The organism is Bacillus sp. EB106-04-04-XG123 (assembly GCF_058791855.1).
Window position 1 is genome coordinate 633484 of sequence record NZ_JBYTDZ010000001.1, and the last position, 17427, is coordinate 650910.

Sequence of the window (17427 nt, forward strand, 5' to 3'; positions counted from 1 at the left end):
GACAAAAAGAGCGATTAACTCTCCGCTCTTTTTCCCTCAGTATATTTCGGCTGATACGTTCTCCCACCGTCTAACAAGATAATTTGTCCGTGCAAATAACTCCCCTCATCACGTGTGAGAAATAAAGTGAGTCCCGCGATATCATCAGGTTTTCCTAACCTTCCGATGGGAATGAGTGATTGCAGCTGCCGTTTCTCCTCAACAGTCGGATAGAGTGTATCAAGCATTTGAGATTCAATCACGCGGGGAGCAATCACATTGATGCGTATATGATGGGAGCCTAGGTCCTTTACGAGCGATCGCATCAATCCAAAAGCACCTGCTTTTGATGCATAATATTGAATACCGCCGCCTGAGCCGGTGATGGCCGATCCCGATCCAATAATGACAACACTGCCTTCCTCCCGCTCACACATATAGGGTGCCAACGCTTTGATGCAATAGTAAAGACCATATAAGTTCACAGCCAATGTCTTTTTCCAGAGTGAAAAATCGACTTCTAAAAAAGGTAGTGATTTTGTCATTCCTGCTGAATACACAAGATGAGCAATACCGCCCAGCTCCCTTTCAGCTGCTGATATCATTTGCTGAACACTTTCCCACGATGAAACGTCAGCTTGAAATATCAGCAGCTGAGGATACTGTGTCTTTAAGAGCGAAAGTCCCTTTTCATCTATATCTGACACAGCAACTGGCTGTCCTTCTTTTAAAAAACGCTCAGCTATTTCTTGTCCGATCCCTTGTGCTCCGCCAACGATGAGAACTGGTTTTTGATCATTAGCCAGCGCTCTCACCCCCATCAAGCATAATCGCCACGCCATCTGTAAATGCACCATAGGATGTACTGAGGAACACCGTCATATGGGCCACAGTCTCCTTGATTTGCTCTGTATCAGGAACCAAATCGAGAGGCGGAGGCAGCAGCGCAAGCACCCGAATGCCTTTGTCTTTAAATTCTCTCGCTAACCCTTTTGTCATGGCATTCAGCATAGAATTCGAAGTAGCATGCGAGATCCCGCCATCTCCTGTGATACTGCCTGATGACGATATATTAATGATGCAGCCTTGCTTCTGATCAACCATATGCCATACGGCAGCCTGACTGGAAAGAAAGACGGTATTCACAGCCGATTCCACTTCATCTACCCATCCATCAGGGCTCACGTCATCAAGCTCTGCGCCTGCTCCTTGCTCTGCTTGATTGACCAGAATATCCAGTTTACCGCATGTATCAATCACTTGCCTCAGCATCCGTGTCGCATCACGTGGCGTTTCCAGCGGATTCTGAATAATACTCGCTTGACCGCCCATTTTTTGAATGTCTTCACGAATGGTTTTAGCCTTTGATTCATCATGAAACGTGTGTAAAAAAACTTGTGCACCTGCCCGGGCTAAAGCCAGGCAGATGGCTTCTCCAAATCCATCTGTGCTACCTGTCACAAGTGCCGCTTTCTGATGAAGCTGGACGTGCACACGTATCTCCTCCCTATCCCTTGTTTGGCCATTATTTTCTCAGCTTACTCACGATATCAAGTGCTGCTTCATAAAAACCTTCTGAGATGGTCGGATGCGGATGAATCATTTTCGCCATCTCTTCTGCTGTTCCTTCTAAATACATAAAGGAGGAAGCTTCTGAAATCATCTCTGTGACGTGCGGGCCAACCATCGTCGCGCCAATCACTTCACCATAGGCTGTATCGTATACCAATTTAATAAAGCCTGTTTGCTCACCTGCCGCTAGTGCTTTACCGCTTGCCGCTAAATCAAATCGTTCTGCCCGCACGTTAAGTCCTTTGGCTTTTGCCTCTTTCTCAGTCAGACCGACACTTGCTACCTCTGGTAATGTATAAATACATCTAGGCATGATATCAGCATTCATTTTTTCAGACACACCGTAAATATTACTGACCGCAACAGCGGCCTCTGCCATCGCTGCATGAGCCAGTTGATAGCCGCCAGCAACATCCCCAACTGCATAGACACCTTCAACGCTTGTCTGCATCTTGTCATTCACCTTGATAAAAGGACCATCCAGCTGCAGGTCAAGCTGGCTGACAGCAGAAACACTAGGTCTTCTTCCTACACAAACAAGCAATCTTTCAGCCGTGAAGATATGCGTCTCCCCTTTATCGTCTGATGCATGAACCGCTTTGACTCCTTCGCTCTCCGTTACCTCTGTCACAGTGGTTTTCTTCGCGATATGGATGCCTTTTTTCTTTAATTCTCTTTCTAGCAGCTTAGATGCTTCCTCATCCTCTTGCGGAATAATGGACGGAGCTGCTTCAATAATCGTGACTTTTGATTGAAGGCTCTGGAAGATACAAGCCAGCTCAAGTCCAATGACACCGCCGCCAATGATGACGACAGAAGCAGGAATATCTGGGATGTCAAAGATCGTATCACTTGTGTCAAATTGAATGTCTTTAAGGCCCGGTATAGGCGGAATAGCGGGTGAAGATCCAGTGGCAATCATGAGCTCTTTCGTTTCAATCGATTCTGAACCGTCTTGTTTTTCAATCTCAATCTGGTGTCTTGTCACAGCTGTACCTCTGCCGTTATATACATCAATCTTTCCTTGCTTTAATAAAAAGGCAATTCCGCCTCTGAGCTTTTCAATGACGTCATCTTTGCGCTTTCTCATTTTATCGAAGGAAAGGACCAAATCACCTGTTTCAATTCCCCAGCTTTTCGCCTTCTCAATTGATTCAATGACTTCTGCATGTTTGAGCAGTGTCTTTGAAGGAATGCAGCCCCGATTTAAACAAGTACCGCCAAGAAAATCCTCTTCAATCAATGCGACCTTCCGTCCACGCTCAGCTGCTTGAAGGGCGGCAGTATACCCGCCAGGCCCTCCGCCAATGACTGTCAGATCATACGTTTTCGTCATCCGATTCATCTCCTACATTAGCAATTCAAATGGTTGTTCAAGCACTTTTTTAAGGTCTGTTAAAAAGGCAGCCGCTGGTGCGCCATCTACCACTCGGTGATCAAACGATAAACTAACGCCCATCATCGGCCGCACCTGAATTTCTCCATCTACCACAACAGGTTTTTCTTGAATGCGCCCAACGCCTAAGATCGCCACTTCTGGCTGATTAATAATCGGGGTAAAGGTATCAATGGCATACATACCTAAGTTACTAATGGTAAAAGTAGACCCTTTCAGCTGGTCTGGCAGCAGTTTTTGGTCACGTGCGTTTCGGCCGATTTCTTTCGCCTCTTTTGTCAGCTGTTTTAATCCTTTTTGGTTCGCATGAGAAATGACTGGAACCATTAAGCCATCTTTTACAGCGACAGCGAGACCAATGTGCACATCATCATGAAAATGGAGCTCATTTTGTTCAAACGTCATATTGATATGCGGGTGGCGCGTGAGTACATTGCTGACCGCATGAATGATAATTTCTGTGAACGACAGTCTGTAGCCTGTCTCTTTTTCAATCGCTGGCAATAGCTGTTTGCGTACTTCTTTTGCTTTTGTCATATCGATTTCACTTGTTAATGTCACGTGCGGTGCTGTAAAGGCACTTTGTGACATGCGATCAGCGATCACTTTTCTCATGCCAGCTAGTTTTTGTGTTTTGACTGGAGAAGACTCAGCTGTTTGTGCAGCTGCTGCCGTTACATCACTCTTCATAATTTTTCCGTGCGCACCAGATCCAGCAACATTCGCTAAATCGATTCCTTCACGAGCAGCCACTTTCTCTGCTAGAGGTGACACGCGCTGATCTTTCTCATTAGAGTGGACAGCCGCCTCGACGTCCCGCTTTTGAACTCTGCCTTTAGGTCCTGTACCAGATACCTCATGAATCGCTACATGATGATCCTTTGCCGTTTTTCTCGCCGCAGGAGTGGCACGCACTTTTTCATTAGGTGTTTTTGGGGCTTCAGTAGAACTGGATGAAGCCGTGTCTGATGAAGCCGATTCGCTGCTGCCGGATAAATCTTCATCTGATTGTGCTGGCGGTTCGCTTGGCACCTGTTCATTTGCCTCTCCGATATATCCAATGACAGCATTGACTGGAATTTGATCATCGGCTTCATAATATTTCTTTAGAAAAATACCATCATCATAGGCTTCCACCTCGATATTGATCTTGTCTGTCATAATTTCAAAAAGAGGCTCACCGATTTCAACCGAATCTCCTTCTTCTTTAAACCATTGAAGCAAGGTGCCGACTTCCATCGTACTGCTTAGCTTCGGCATAAATATCTCTTTTGGCATGATCTTCTCCCCTTTACTTAAGAGCGCACAAGCTCTTTTGCTGCTTCAATAATATCTGGCACTTGTGGAATGACCGCTTTTTCCAGCGTCGGGTTGTATGGTATTGGAACCGCAAGACCGCCAAGTCGTTTAATTGGAGCATCTAAGTAGTCAAAGGCTTCACTTTCCGCTATCATACTTGCAATCTCTCCGCCATAGCCGCCTCGTTTTACCGCTTCATGAACCACGATACATTTACCTGTTTTCTTCACAGATTCGATAATCGTTTCTTCATCTAATGGGACAAGTGTTCTTGGGTCAATGATTTCAACATCGATTCCCTCTGCTTCTAGTTCCTTCGCCGCTTCTAACGCTTTGTGTACCATAATCGCTGTTGCTACAATCGTGACGTCCTTCCCGCTTCTTTTCACATCTGCTTTTCCTAGAGGAATTGAATATTGCTCTTCAGGCACTTCACCGATTGTTTTATATAAAAGCTTGTGCTCGTAGAAAATGACAGGGTTGTCATCATCCATCGCTGCTTTTAAAAGACCTTTTGCATCATAGGCTGTTGAAGGCTGAACCACTTTGAGTCCTGGAATATGGGCCATCCACGCTTCTAAGCTTTGTGAGTGCTGCGCCGCTGCACCCGTTCCCGATCCTGCTGGCGTTCTTACAACGAGCGGCACCTTCCCTTTTCCTCCAAACATGTATCGTGTTTTGGCTGCTTGGTTCACAAGCTGATCCATTGCGATTGTAATAAAGTCAGAGAATTGAAGTTCTAAAATCGGACGCATACCGGTTAAAGCCGCTCCGACTGCCCCACCTGCGATGGCAGCCTCTGAGATAGGTGTATTGCGAACGCGCTCTGGCCCAAATTCTTCAATCATGCCGCGCGTGACCCCAAAAGCACCTCCATATACGCCAATATCTTCACCTAAAATGAAGACATCTTGGTTTTCTCTCATTTCCTGACTCATAGCCTCTCGAACGGCTTCTAAATATGAAATCTCTCTCACTGTTGTTTTTGTCACGTGATTCCCCTCCTAATTAGGCGTATACATCCTCTAATAGTGTGTCAATTGACGGTTCTTTACTGTTTTTGGCGAATTCTACAGACGCTTCAATTTCCTGCTTCGCTTCTTCCTGTAAGCTTGCTGCCTGCTCTTCTGTCAAAACATTCAGTTCAATCAAGAGAGACTTAAAGCGTTTGATGCCATCTTTTTGTCTCCACTCTGTCTCTTCTTCACGTGTACGGTATTTTTTCGCATCACTCTTAGAGTGACCCTTCCAGCGGTACGTTTTCATTTCAATAAGTGATGGGCCTTCTCCCGCTCTCGCACGGTTGACTGCTTCATCAACTGTGTTCATAATTTCAACCATGTCATTTCCATCAACTGTTTTCCCTGGCATTCCGTAGCTTTCTGCTCTTGTTGAAATATCTTCAATGTTGATCATTTCTTTCACAGGACCAGACATACCGTACTGGTTGTTTTCACAAATAAACACAACCGGTAAATCCCAAATGGATGCGAGGTTTAAAGCTTCATGGAAGCTGCCTTCATTTGTGGCACCATCTCCGAAGAAACAAAGAACAACAAAGCCTTCCTGCTTCATTTTAGATGTGAGCGCTGCACCTGTTGCCAGCGGGATACCGCCGCCAACGATTCCATTTGCCCCAAGATTTCCTTTTTCTAAGTCCGCGATATGCATGGAGCCGCCTTTTCCTTTACAATAACCGGTTTCACGTCCAAACAATTCAGCCATCATTTTATTGACCTCGGCCCCTTTTGCAATACAGTGACCATGTCCTCGGTGTGTGCTGACGATCTTATCTTTATCCTTTAACACGGCAATCGATCCAACAGCTGACGCTTCCTGTCCAACACATAAATGAGTGGTGCCATGGATAAGTCCTTTTGCAAAGAATTGATCGACCTTTTCATCAAAATATCTCACTAACCACATTTGTTTATATAAATCTGCTAACTTCTCATGACTAATCTGTTCAGGCAAAGTGATTTGTTTTTGCATTTCTTCTCTCCCCTTTACATTTGTTCTTGTGTGTTACATTTGTAATTATCATACGTTTAAGTGTCAACGAAGTCAAGCAATTCTCTCTCATTTTTAAGCGTTTTCATCTTTTGTCAGAAAAAAAGAGAAAGGCAAAGCCCTTTTCCAAAGAACTTCTCTTTCTCTTTTAATCTCCTACACTCATTCATCTGGATACATCATGATTTTGACGCTCTCACCCTCAGGATTCCTTGCACATTCTATCGCCTGAAGCAGCTGGCTTAACGGATAACGGTGCGTCACCATCTTTTCAGTGTTGACCACTTTTGCTTTCAGAAGCTCAAGGGCTTCACGATAATGATATGGATGCGATGAATAGGCACCTACTACCTTCACTTCATCATTGAAAAATCGTTCAGCAGGAATGGCCACATCTCCCTTTGGAAAATGAGCAAATACCAAAATTGTCCCGCCTCGCGCTACAGCCTGAAACGCCTCTTTTAAAAGCGCACTGCTTCCAACAGAAATAATAACGAGGTCTGCTCCCTTTCCATTTGTTTCTTTCATCACCCGGTTTTCCACTGGTTCAGCTGCTGGATGAAAAGCGGCATCTGCACCTAAACTTCTCGCACGCAGCAGCCTGTTCTCATTCACATCTGTTATCATCACTTTTCCAGCTAAATAATATTTGGCAAGCTGCAATTGAATACAGCCAATTTGCCCCGCTCCAAGGATCAAGACGGAATCTCCTGGATGAACAGGTGCTCGTTCAAACCCGTGCAGGCAGCAGGCAACGGGTTCTACCATCGCCCCTTGCTCATACGATACGTCTTTTGGAAGCTTGCCCATCGTGTGCTTGACATGCAAAGCAGGTATACGGATATATTCTGAAAACCCGCCTGGCTCTACATTTGTGGCTGTAAACTGCGGACACATCGTATAAAACCCCTTTTGACAAAAGTCACAGGTGAAACAAGGCACATGATGCGCCACATAGACCCTGTCTCCCGTCTGGACATTTGTCACGCGCTTGCCGGTCTCGACAATATCACCAGCGATTTCATGTCCCAGCACGGTCCCAGGAGGTACTGTCTCATGCGTTGCTTTATAAATATCCGTTCCGCATAAGCCGCAGGCTCGCAGCTTTAACAGAACTTCATCATCACCGATGACTGGCCGGTTCCGCTCCTCATACCGAATGTCCTCTGAAGAATAAAAGACAGCTGATTTCATGTAGCGGCATCCTCCTTTTCATCACCCTTCGCAAAATCCTGTAACGTTTGAACAAGCTGCTTGTACTCACTCATCTCACTTGATATCCAGTAACGCCCTCCGAATATCCGGGCTGGTCCCACCCTGACATAGACTTTCCCAATATGAGGATATGGCTTTAAAAAAAGCTTTCCTTTAATATCAGAAACAGCATATGTGTGCCATCTGCCAAAAGCCCCTATCTTCAGTTGATCTTCACTAATGATGACGTTTGTCGGCTGGTTCAGTCCTGTGATACTAGACAGCATGAGAATCGGCAGTGTATAAACGCCCAGCACAGCTAACGGCTCAGGTCCTGCTGACCATAACGTATAAAGAGACCAGAGAAAAAACAGACAGATGAGCACAGCCGGAAGAAAAATAGACAACACTGCCGACGTTCGGCTATAAGCATGATGCTGCATGAGACTTCCTCCTTTCAAATCACTAGAAGGAGCCGCGAAAGCTCCTTCAGAAAATAGCCCTCTACTTGATATGCTCTATGATTTTCTCGATATCATCTTCAATACCAAATCCAGTTAAAAAGGATAATGTTTGAATCACAGGCGTTCCTTTTGTATCACTAACAGGTGTTGTCGTCACAATTAAATCAGCACCCTCTGCTTTTTGCGGGACTTCAGATGCCTTACATTGTTCCACCACGACATCATATCCTTTTTCCTTTAATGTCTCTTCTACCTTTTTAGCCACAACCGTTGATGTTGCAACTGCCGTTCCGCATGATACTAATATTTTCTTCGCCATTAGAATCCCTCCAGCTCATTTATTGTTCTTTCTGATCTAAGCCCATTTCTTTTGCATACTGCTTTTTAATATCATTTCGCACCCAGTACCATAGAAGCGCATAAGCCAGAGCACAGATAATCGCTGCAATAAAGTAAGGGTTGCTCGGATCAAGAAGTCTCACCATGATCCAAGGAATGACGTGAGAACCAAGGTCAATACCTGAAATCATGTTTGCCCCTTCTGGGAAATCAAAGCCGACGGCTTTCCCCATGGTTGTTGCAAGCGGTGCAAGGTTCGTTGCGATAAAGAAGACAATCATTAATGTAAAAACACTGTTAATAAGGCCGCGAATAATATTTCCACGAGCGGCTGCTACTGCCCAGACAACTGTAAATGGCAGAACCGATAAGTCAGCAAACGGAAGCATGCCATTGTAAGGCAGAACAACAGCGAGCAAAATCGTAATCGGCACCATTAAAAGGGCTACCGCCATATTCGCTGGATGACCAATGACAATTGCTGTATCTAAACCAATATAGACATTTTTCCCTGGGAAACGCTTTTGAATATAAGAACGAGCGCCCTCAGAGATTGGAATGAGTCCTTCCATTAATAACGCAACCATTCTTGGCATTAAGACAAGAACTGCTGCCATTTGAATCCCGAGTGTCATCACGCCTTTTGCATCATAGCCGCCGAGAAGACCAATAATGATACCAAGTATGAGACCCATCACAAGCGGTTCACCAAAGATGCCAAAGCGTTTCTTTAATGTTTCTGGATCAGCATGAATTTTGTTTAAACCAGGAATTTTATCAATGACGCGGTTGGACGCATACATCAGCGGTGCGAAGTTGACCGTTTCAGCATGAGCCATCGATACGCCTTTTAATCCAAAATGGTGTTCGATTGTCGGCGCTGTCCAATCGGCTAATTTAAGCGTGATCGCAGAAACAATCAAGCCAACAGCAAGAGCCAAGAACATATTATGATAAGCGTAGTAAGTAACAGAGGCTGCGAAAATTAAATGCCAGAAGTTCCAAATATCCACATTCAGTGTTTTCGTGAAGTTTACGGACAATAAAATCACATTTAACAAAAGCACAAGAGGAATCATGAGCGGGGCAACAGGTGTACCAAAGGATATGGCAGCGCCAATCGGCCATCCAACATCCAAAATGTCGAGCTTTAGTCCAAGGGAATTAACCATAGCTTTCGCTGCTGGCCCAAGACCGCTCACGAGCAAATTAATGACAAGATTGACACCGACAAATCCAATTCCGATCGTAATACCGGCTCGGAAAGATTTCTTAAAGCCCTGTCTTAAAATCATACCGAAAAGCGTCATAATAATCGGGAGCATAATAGTTGGTCCAAGGTCTAATATAAAATCGACGGCTTGCTTGATCATACATCCACCTCCTGAATTTTTCAGATAAAGCGCTTACATTATTTCATGAATGATTATTGGTTTAGCTCTTGTTGAAGCAAGTGAGCCGCTTCTTCATAAGAGGTCATGTGAGACAGCTTTGTCATCACTTCTTCTTTTCTAAAAAGTGTCATCAGCTTCTCGAGCATCACAAGCTGCTTACTAGGCTCAGAGATTGCTAGGACAAACACAATTTTGGCTTGCACTGTTTCATCGGGGCTCCCCATCTTATGAAACACGACAGGTTCCTTTAATGTAGCAACACTAATCGCCGGTTTGTTCACATGCTCAGGATCTGTATGCGGAATCGCTACCCCAAAAGTTGCAAGCGGGAGACCTGTAGGATATGTTTTTTCTCTTTCAAGCACTGCAGGTAAATAGCTCGATTTAATGTACCCTCCAGCTTCTAACCTGTCTGCTAAGTATGTCGTCACCTCCTCTCTCGAAGATGTTTCGAACTGCAGCGTAATCAGTTGTTCATTTAACTCAAACAAGTTATTCAAACAACCACCCCTTTCATTTGGTATAAATATGAACACATGTAACAAAAAGAATGAACATTTTAGAATAGAACCTTTTATAAAGCGCTTACAATTATACGTTACGAAAAATGTTCAATGTTGTTACCTTTGTAAAGATATTATAATATTCAAAATTATAAGTCAATGTTCCTAGGGAAATTTTTATAAAAAAAAGACGCAGTGATCACTGCGTCTTTCTCTACTCGCCTTCTATACTTCTTGTTAAATGTGGCTTCCTATATCTAAAAATTCAGATACAAATAGATTGTCTGTCTGTACTGCCATTTCTTCCTTTGTGCCAATTTTTTCGATTCTTCCTTCATTCATCACCACGACACGATCAGCAATATCGAATGCTTCTTCTTGATCATGTGTCACAAAAATAGTGGTCATTTGAAAGTCACGATGAACTTTTTTCAGCCAATGCCTTAATTCTTTCCTCACCTTTGTATCAAGAGCGCCAAAGGGTTCATCTAAGAGGAGTGCCTTCGGCTGAACGGCAAGTGCTCGTGCCAGTGCTACACGCTGCTTTTGTCCGCCTGACAGCTGCTCTGGATAACGCTGCTCATACTGCGTGAGCTGAACAACCTCTAAAAGCTCATGCACCCGCTCTTTGATGTCTTTTTTAGGCAGTCTTTCTCCTCTAGGTTTAATTTTCAGCCCATATGCCACATTATCAAAAACCGTCATATTTCGAAAAAGCGCATATTGCTGAAACACAAAACCGATTTGCCGTTTTCGTACTGGAATGTGTGTGTAATCCTGATCTCCGAATAAAACTTGCCCGTTATTGGCGTAATCAAGACCTGCAATGATTCTTAATAACGTCGTCTTTCCAGAGCCAGATGGTCCTAATAAAGAAATCAATTCACCATTTCTTATCGATAAATCCACGTTTTGCAAAACCTTTGTCTGACCAAATTGTTTTGATATTTGTTTTGCTGTAATCCCCAAGGCCGATCCCTCCATTTATGTTGACCGCTTGCCAAGCCGGTGATCCCTCTGCTGAATGATTTGTTTAATGATTAAAGTAATGACTGCCACAAATGCCATAAGAGACGCCACAGCAAAAGCGGCTTGAAATTGGTACTCATTGTATAAAATTTCGATATGAAGCGGCATCGTATTGGTCATCCCTCGAATATGACCTGATACAACCGACACAGCACCAAATTCACCAATCGCTCTTGCCCCGGCTAAAATAACGCCGTAAAAAAGAGCCCATTTGATATTTGGGAGTGTCACAAGGAAAAAAGTCTTCCATCCGTTTGCACCAAGTGTGAGTGATGCTTCCTCCTCATGAATGCCTTCATGCTGCATAAACGGGATTAATTCTCTAGCAATAAACGGAAATGTCACGAATATGGTTGCTAGAATCATGCCTGGTACAGAATAAATGACTTTCCATCCATTCTCCATAAGCCAAGGTCCTAAAAGCCCGTTTGAACCAAATAAAAGCACAAATACAAGTCCAGCAATCACAGGCGAAACGGCAAACGGGAGGTCAATTACAGTCGTTAACAAACGTTTGCCGCGGAAGTTAAATTTTGTGATAAGCCATGCAGCACTCACCCCGAAGATCATTTGAAGCGGCAAGGTGACGACGACAATGAAAACGGTCAATTTGATTGCCGCTAGTGTATCTGGATGTGAGATGGCCATAAGGTATGAACTCCACCCTTTCTCAAAGGCCTTTGAAAACACGGCGATCAGCGGTATGAGTAAAAATAAAATCAAAAAAGCATACACCACCGTAATTAATAGGATTTTCACCGCTTTAGATTCGGTTACAGGACTTTTATACTGAACATGATGCCGATGACTAAGCTCTCTCTCCAATGGTTTCACCTCACGTATACTTGTTTTTTCCGCTCAACATACCACTGAATGCCGTGAATCAATAACAGGATGACAAACGAAAGAAGCAGCATCAAGCACGCAATCGCTGCGGCACCATGATAATCATACTGTTCAAGCTTGGACATGATCATCAGTGGTGTAATTTCTGTTTTAAACGGAATATTTCCAGCAATAAACACAACAGAGCCATATTCCCCTAGTGCTCTTGCAAACGCAAGTGAAAATCCAGTCATCACCGCAGGAAACAAAGCTGGCAGTAGCACGTGAAAAAAGGTCTGTCTCCTTGTCGCACCAAGAATTGCCGCAGCCTCTTCTACTTCCTGCTGCAGCCCTTCTATCACAGGCTGAACGGTTCGGATAACGAATGGAATGCCGATAAAAATAAGTGCCAAAATAATCCCAATCGGTGTGTATGCCACCTTTAAATGCAGAAATTGACCAATCCACCCATTTGGAGAATAAAGGGTGGTGAGAGCGATACCCGCAACAGCCGTTGGGAGCGCAAAAGGCAAATCGATGAGAGCATCTAAAATTTTCTTTCCGGGAAATGTGTACCTGGCGAGAACCCAGGCAATCAGTACACCAAACCCTGCATTGATGAGAGCAGCTGCAAAGGAAGTCGTCACGGTCAGCTGGAGCGACTTCAATACTCTTGCATCGGTAAACACCTTCCAAATCCCCCCTGCTCCTAATGAAGCCGTCCAAATAAATACCATGGATAAAGGAATGACGACAATCGCACTTACATAAACGAGCGTCACCCCAAGGCTCAGCCCAAATCCAGGCAATATACGTTTTCTTTTATTGGCGGCTGCATGTGTTTTCTTCATCACATCGCCCCCTATTTTTGTCCGCTGTATATTTGATCAAATAAGCCGCCATCATCAAAAAATCTTTTCTGCGCCTTTCTCCACCCGCCAAACGCTTGATCAATCGTCACCATATCAATCTTTTTAAACTGGTCTTTATATTTGTTTAAGACTTCTTGATTTCTAGGACGATAATAGTTTTCCGCCGCAATTTCCTGCCCTTTTTTAGAATATAAATAATCTAAATAAGCCTTTGCCACTTTCTCTGTTCCTTTACGTTTCACATTTTGATCCACGACCGCAACAGGCGGCTCTGCTAGAATACTAATCGATGGGGTGACAATCTCAAATTTGTCTTTGCCTAGTTCGTGCTGTGTTAAATAGGCTTCATTTTCCCATGCAATTAACACATCTCCAAGACCGCGTTCAACAAAGGTCGTTGTGGCCCCGCGTGCACCTGAATCAAGGACTTCGACATGTTCATATAGCTTTTTGACAAAATCCTTTGTTTTGTCTTCATTCCCATGAAATGTTTTATCGGCATATGCCCATGCAGCTAAGTAATTCCATCTCGCACCGCCGGACGTTTTCGGATTTGGTGTAATGATGGACACACCTGGTTTAATCAAGTCGTCCCAGTCTTTAATATTTTTGGGGTTCCCTTTCTTCACAAGAAACACAATGGTGGATGTATAAGGAGTTGACTGATTTGGAAATTCTTTTTGCCAATCTTTCGAAAGCAGTCCGCGATCTGCAATCGCATCAATGTCATACCCTAAAGCCAGCGTTGCCACATCTGCCTCGAGTCCATCAATAATCGATCTTCCCTGCTTTCCTGATCCACCGTGAGACTGCTTGATCGTGACATCCTCACCTGTTTTGTCTTTCCAATACGTCTGAAAGGCTTGATTGTATTCCTGATACAATTCACGTGTAGGATCATACGAAACATTTAACAGCTCAACCTTCCCTTTTTGCTTTGAGGCTTCGTTTGCGTTTGAGCACGCAGCACTCGTCACAGCCAAGACCACTACGATGGTTACAACCGAGACCCATTTCCACTTTTTCACGTTATCCCGCTCCCCTGTTATCAAATAATAGTGACACCAACCTTGCCGTTTCATACGCAAAAAAGACCCTTAGCCACTTGAAATACATTACAGTCCTGCACTTCAAATTGCCAAGAGCCTTCGGTTGTCCGATCAGCTATGTATGATTGATGTTAGTCTATATATTATTCAAACTATTCACAGGTGTCAACTCTGTTTTTTATTTAAACAAAAAAAGAAACGCCATCTTGCAGAGGCGCTTCTTTTCCCGGGAAATGGTTTTAATCGGCAGATAGCTTTAAATTGACACCAACAGCGGTTCCATTTCTCGAGGAGTCAGCTACTCCAGTAAATGTCCCTGCTTTTCGATCAATGAGTAAAGCTTGCACATTTCCTATATCAATAGGCGAACTGCCAAAACGGTGACCCATGTCATTTAGCTTCGTTTTCACATCAAGGGGAACTCCTACTTCGTAACGGTAAGAAGTTGGACTGTTTGTATATATCCGCGGCTCTTCCACTGCATCTTGAAGCTCCATATCGTATTCAAGCAAGTTTAGGATGGTTTGTGAAACAGAAGCAATAATGGTCGTTCCTCCAGGTGAGCCAACAGTCATGACCGGCTCGTTATCTTTGAATATGATCGTCGGGGTCATACTGGATAATGGACGTTTATTCGGCTGGACTTCATTTGCTCCGCCTGGTCTTGCGTCAAAATCTGTTAGTTCATTGTTTAAGAAAAAGCCATATTCCGGAACAAGAATCCCTGTACCAAATAACTGTTCAATGGTTGTTGTGAATGACACGACATTTCCCCACTGATCGGCAACAGTAAAATGAGTGGTCTCACCAATGGTTTTATCTTCTGGCTGCGGGACAATCGGGGATGGATTTTTTTCATCCTCATAAGCCCATGGATCTCCTTCTTTCGGGTTTTTGTTCATTTGATCTAATTGAATGAGAGAAGCTCTTTTTGAAATGTAATCATCGTCTAGTAGTCCTTTTAGTGGAACATCTACGAATTCGGGGTCGCCTGCATATGCAGCACGGTCAGCATAGGAGAGATGCATTGTTTCAGCAAGCAGCTGATATTTTTCGAATGATTTGGGGTCATATTGTGATAGATTGAAGTGATCTAGTATTTTGAGTATTTGCAGCATAAACACACCGCCTGAGCTTGGTGGAGGCATACTTGCAAGCTGGTATCCTTTATAGTCCCCCCAGATAGGCTTGTCAGTCTTGACCTCATAACGACCAATGTCATCAGTTGTCATCGTTCCGCCAAAATCTTGGACTGTATTTGCAAGTGCCTTTGCTACTTTTCCTTCATAAAATGCTTTACTTCCTTTTTTCGCAATGAGCTTAAATGTTTTAGCAAGACCTGGCTGTACAAGCAGATCGCCTTCTTTGAGCGGCTGATCATCTGGAAGAAAGATTGGCGCTGCAGCCGTTTTTTTCAGCTTTCCTTGATGATCTTCAATGGCTTGTGCCAGAACAGAATCGATTTCAAATCCATCCTCTGCAAGCTGAATGGAAGGCTCAATCAATTCCTTCATCGAACGGGTCCCCCACTTATCCAATGCTGCCTCGAGACCTTTTACTGTCCCTGGAACACCAACCGCATTACCGTGTGTAGACCGCTCAGCAAATGGGATGACTTTTCCTTCGTCCGTTAAAAACATGTCAGGTGTTGCGCCCTGTGGTGCTCGTTCTCTACTATTGATGATGGACGTTTCTTTTGTCTTTCCATCATAAACCATCATAAAACCACCGCCGCCAATTCCAGACATCATTGGCTCTGTCACATTCAGTGCGTACTGGATGGCAACAGCAGCATCCACTGCGTTTCCACCTTTCTTCAATACATCAGCACCTACTTCTGATGCCAGCGGGTGAGCAGTAGCAACCATGCCATCTTTACCAACAGCTACTTTACTCCCATGAGATTCGTTCGCATTGACTTGGCTGACAGGCAGAAAAAACGAGAAAACAAACAGACATATGGACAAAACAGTTAGAGAAATGCGTTTCATGAACAACACCCCTTCCATATTCTTACTTTGACCTTACCGACTTCTTGACCAGAATACAATAGATTATTCTAAAATTTCTAAAATTTTCATCCTATCATCCTACATTTCCCAAATCGGACATTGTTTTTCAAAACATATGACGCACTCGATCATTAGGAATAAAGACACAGCATTTCCAACGATTCGGGTTCAAGGTATAATAAATACAACAAAGAGGGGGAAAAAACGGTGAACAACAAAAGCAGATTATTTTGGGAAGACTATTGGAAAGAGAAATCAGAACAAGCACCCGCTGACGCATTTGTATCGGCGTGGGCATTCGGATCAGATCCAGATCATTTACTTGATCTTGTCAAGCAAGGAAAGAAAACAGCCACTTGTTCTGGTCACCTGTTTTATGAAAAGGAACATGTGCCGCTTCCAAAACCCGGACAATATGCGGTCATTTTGGATAGCCAGGAAGAGCCAAAAGCCATCATTGAAATTACAGATGTAGATGTCATGCCAATGAATGAAGTCCCCGAATCATTTGCAAAAGCAGAAGGTGAAGGCGATTTATCTTATGACTATTGGTATAGAGAACATAAAGAATTTTTCACAGAAGCACTCCAATCATACGGATTAGATTTCAAAGAGGATATGCTTCTTGTTTGTGAAAGGTTTAAGCTGATTCATTCGGCTTCTTAGCCTATAAGCGGTGCCAAAAATGGCCCGCTTTTTTCGTTGCTTTTCCCCTTTTAGAAAAAGGTGTGTTGAGATCACATCTTTAGGTCAGAATAAGATCAAATAGAAAAAGTGAAGAAATTTTCGACTACACCTGTTTTTTTTCGACAAAAGAATATATAATTATTTGATGTGTGCATTGTCTCATTTATACAATGGAGGGTTTTTACATGTTAAAAAGGAAAAAAGACAAGTTTTCCGTCTTGTTAACGGAAATTGCTAAAAATTTAGATGAAACTGCTGAGTATTTTGTTAGCTATAAAGTAACAAATCAAACCACTCTGAAAGAATTTTCTGACACATTGAAGGAATATGAGACAAAAGGTGATAATCATGTTCATACCATGATTAAAGAGCTGAACAAAGCCTTTATTACACCGATTGAACGTGAAGACATTCTTCAATTAACGAATAGCCTCGATGATGTTTTAGATGGAATTGAGCATTTTTCCGCAACATTAGAAATTTACTCAATCACAAGCTCTGACGAACATATCGACAAATTCAGCCACTACATCAGAGAGTGTGCGAAAGAAATTTTAATCACAATTGATTTACTAGCTGAAAATCGCTTGAAAGATATTCATCCGCACGCAATCAAGATTAAAGAGATTGAACATAATTGTGACAATCTTCATCGTAAATCATTAAAGAACTTGTTTGGAAAAGAAACAGATCCAATTAAGGTGATTCAATACAAAGAAATTTACGAAACACTTGAAGAAATCGCTGATTCCTGTCAAAGTGTTGCCAACAATCTAGAAACAATCATTATGAAGAATGCGTAA

18 protein-coding genes are annotated in these 17427 nt (G+C 43.3%); 2 read left to right on the plus strand and 16 right to left on the minus strand.

The annotated features are described in order from the left end of the window. Nucleotides 1–14: 14 nt before the first annotated feature. From AC3WTB_RS03250 to ggt, 16 genes are all read right to left on the minus strand, one after another. Complete coding sequence (locus tag AC3WTB_RS03250; RefSeq protein ID WP_251180831.1) at nt 15–800, minus strand: SDR family NAD(P)-dependent oxidoreductase; 786 nt, start codon at nt 798–800, stop codon at nt 15–17. Then, nucleotides 778–1473, minus strand: a complete 696-nt coding sequence (locus AC3WTB_RS03255; protein ID WP_492333294.1) for an SDR family NAD(P)-dependent oxidoreductase — start codon at nt 1471–1473, stop codon at nt 778–780. Before AC3WTB_RS03255 ends, AC3WTB_RS03250 begins: the two co-directional genes overlap by 23 nt. 31 nt (nt 1474–1504) lie before the next feature. After that, entirely contained in the window at nt 1505–2887 is a 1383-nt protein-coding gene (gene lpdA, locus AC3WTB_RS03260) for a dihydrolipoyl dehydrogenase (RefSeq protein ID WP_492333295.1), read from the minus strand. A gap of 12 nt (nt 2888–2899) precedes the next feature. After that, nucleotides 2900–4225: a dihydrolipoamide acetyltransferase family protein gene (locus AC3WTB_RS03265; protein ID WP_099663186.1), complete on the minus strand. Its 1326-nt coding sequence runs from the start codon at nt 4223–4225 to the stop codon at nt 2900–2902. A 17-nt stretch (nt 4226–4242) separates the two neighbouring features. Next, complete coding sequence (locus AC3WTB_RS03270; RefSeq protein ID WP_034281944.1) at nt 4243–5223, minus strand: alpha-ketoacid dehydrogenase subunit beta; 981 nt, start codon at nt 5221–5223, stop codon at nt 4243–4245. A gap of 31 nt (nt 5224–5254) precedes the next feature. Further along, nucleotides 5255–6238 (minus strand): pyruvate dehydrogenase (acetyl-transferring) E1 component subunit alpha, encoded by a 984-nt coding sequence (gene pdhA, locus AC3WTB_RS03275; RefSeq protein ID WP_047203574.1) that lies wholly within the window; start codon nt 6236–6238, stop codon nt 5255–5257. Nucleotides 6239–6418: 180 nt separating this feature from the next. Further along, nucleotides 6419–7450 carry an alcohol dehydrogenase catalytic domain-containing protein gene (locus AC3WTB_RS03280; protein ID WP_492333296.1) on the minus strand — a complete coding sequence of 344 codons (1032 nt, stop codon included), beginning with the start codon at nt 7448–7450 and terminating at the stop codon, nt 6419–6421. Further along, on the minus strand, nt 7447–7893 hold the full coding sequence (locus tag AC3WTB_RS03285; protein WP_268474502.1) for a hypothetical protein: 447 nt from the start codon (nt 7891–7893) through the stop codon (nt 7447–7449). Before AC3WTB_RS03285 ends, AC3WTB_RS03280 begins: the two co-directional genes overlap by 4 nt. Nucleotides 7894–7954: 61 nt before the next feature. Next, a complete protein-coding gene (locus AC3WTB_RS03290; protein ID WP_047203576.1) occupies nt 7955–8233 on the minus strand; it encodes a PTS sugar transporter subunit IIB in 279 nt (92 codons plus the stop codon). A gap of 19 nt (nt 8234–8252) precedes the next feature. Further along, nucleotides 8253–9626: a PTS galactitol transporter subunit IIC gene (locus tag AC3WTB_RS03295; RefSeq protein WP_047203577.1), complete on the minus strand. Its 1374-nt coding sequence runs from the start codon at nt 9624–9626 to the stop codon at nt 8253–8255. Nucleotides 9627–9679: 53 nt separating this feature from the next. Then, entirely contained in the window at nt 9680–10147 is a 468-nt protein-coding gene (locus tag AC3WTB_RS03300) for a PTS sugar transporter subunit IIA (RefSeq protein WP_106025257.1), read from the minus strand. 240 nt (nt 10148–10387) lie between these two features. Next, complete coding sequence (locus tag AC3WTB_RS03305) at nt 10388–11119, minus strand: sulfate/molybdate ABC transporter ATP-binding protein (protein WP_185847123.1); 732 nt, start codon at nt 11117–11119, stop codon at nt 10388–10390. A 15-nt stretch (nt 11120–11134) separates the two neighbouring features. Continuing rightward, entirely contained in the window at nt 11135–12004 is an 870-nt protein-coding gene (cysW, locus tag AC3WTB_RS03310; RefSeq protein ID WP_492333297.1) for a sulfate ABC transporter permease subunit CysW, read from the minus strand. 5 nt (nt 12005–12009) lie between these two features. After that, nucleotides 12010–12855 carry a sulfate ABC transporter permease subunit CysT gene (gene cysT, locus AC3WTB_RS03315; RefSeq protein WP_126681729.1) on the minus strand — a complete coding sequence of 282 codons (846 nt, stop codon included), beginning with the start codon at nt 12853–12855 and terminating at the stop codon, nt 12010–12012. 11 nt (nt 12856–12866) lie between these two features. Continuing rightward, entirely contained in the window at nt 12867–13904 is a 1038-nt protein-coding gene (locus AC3WTB_RS03320) for a sulfate ABC transporter substrate-binding protein (RefSeq protein WP_492333298.1), read from the minus strand. Between the two features lie 260 nt (nt 13905–14164). Continuing rightward, a complete protein-coding gene (gene ggt / locus AC3WTB_RS03325) occupies nt 14165–15916 on the minus strand; it encodes a gamma-glutamyltransferase (RefSeq protein ID WP_492333299.1) in 1752 nt (583 codons plus the stop codon). A 228-nt stretch (nt 15917–16144) separates the two neighbouring features. On the opposite strand from ggt, the gene AC3WTB_RS03330 reads away from it, so the two are divergent. Together AC3WTB_RS03330 and AC3WTB_RS03335 are read left to right on the plus strand one after the other, a co-directional pair. After that, nucleotides 16145–16603 (plus strand): ASCH domain-containing protein, encoded by a 459-nt coding sequence (locus AC3WTB_RS03330; RefSeq protein ID WP_058838927.1) that lies wholly within the window; start codon nt 16145–16147, stop codon nt 16601–16603. Between the two features lie 206 nt (nt 16604–16809). Beyond that, nucleotides 16810–17427, plus strand: a complete 618-nt coding sequence (locus AC3WTB_RS03335) for a DUF47 domain-containing protein (RefSeq protein WP_024426775.1) — start codon at nt 16810–16812, stop codon at nt 17425–17427.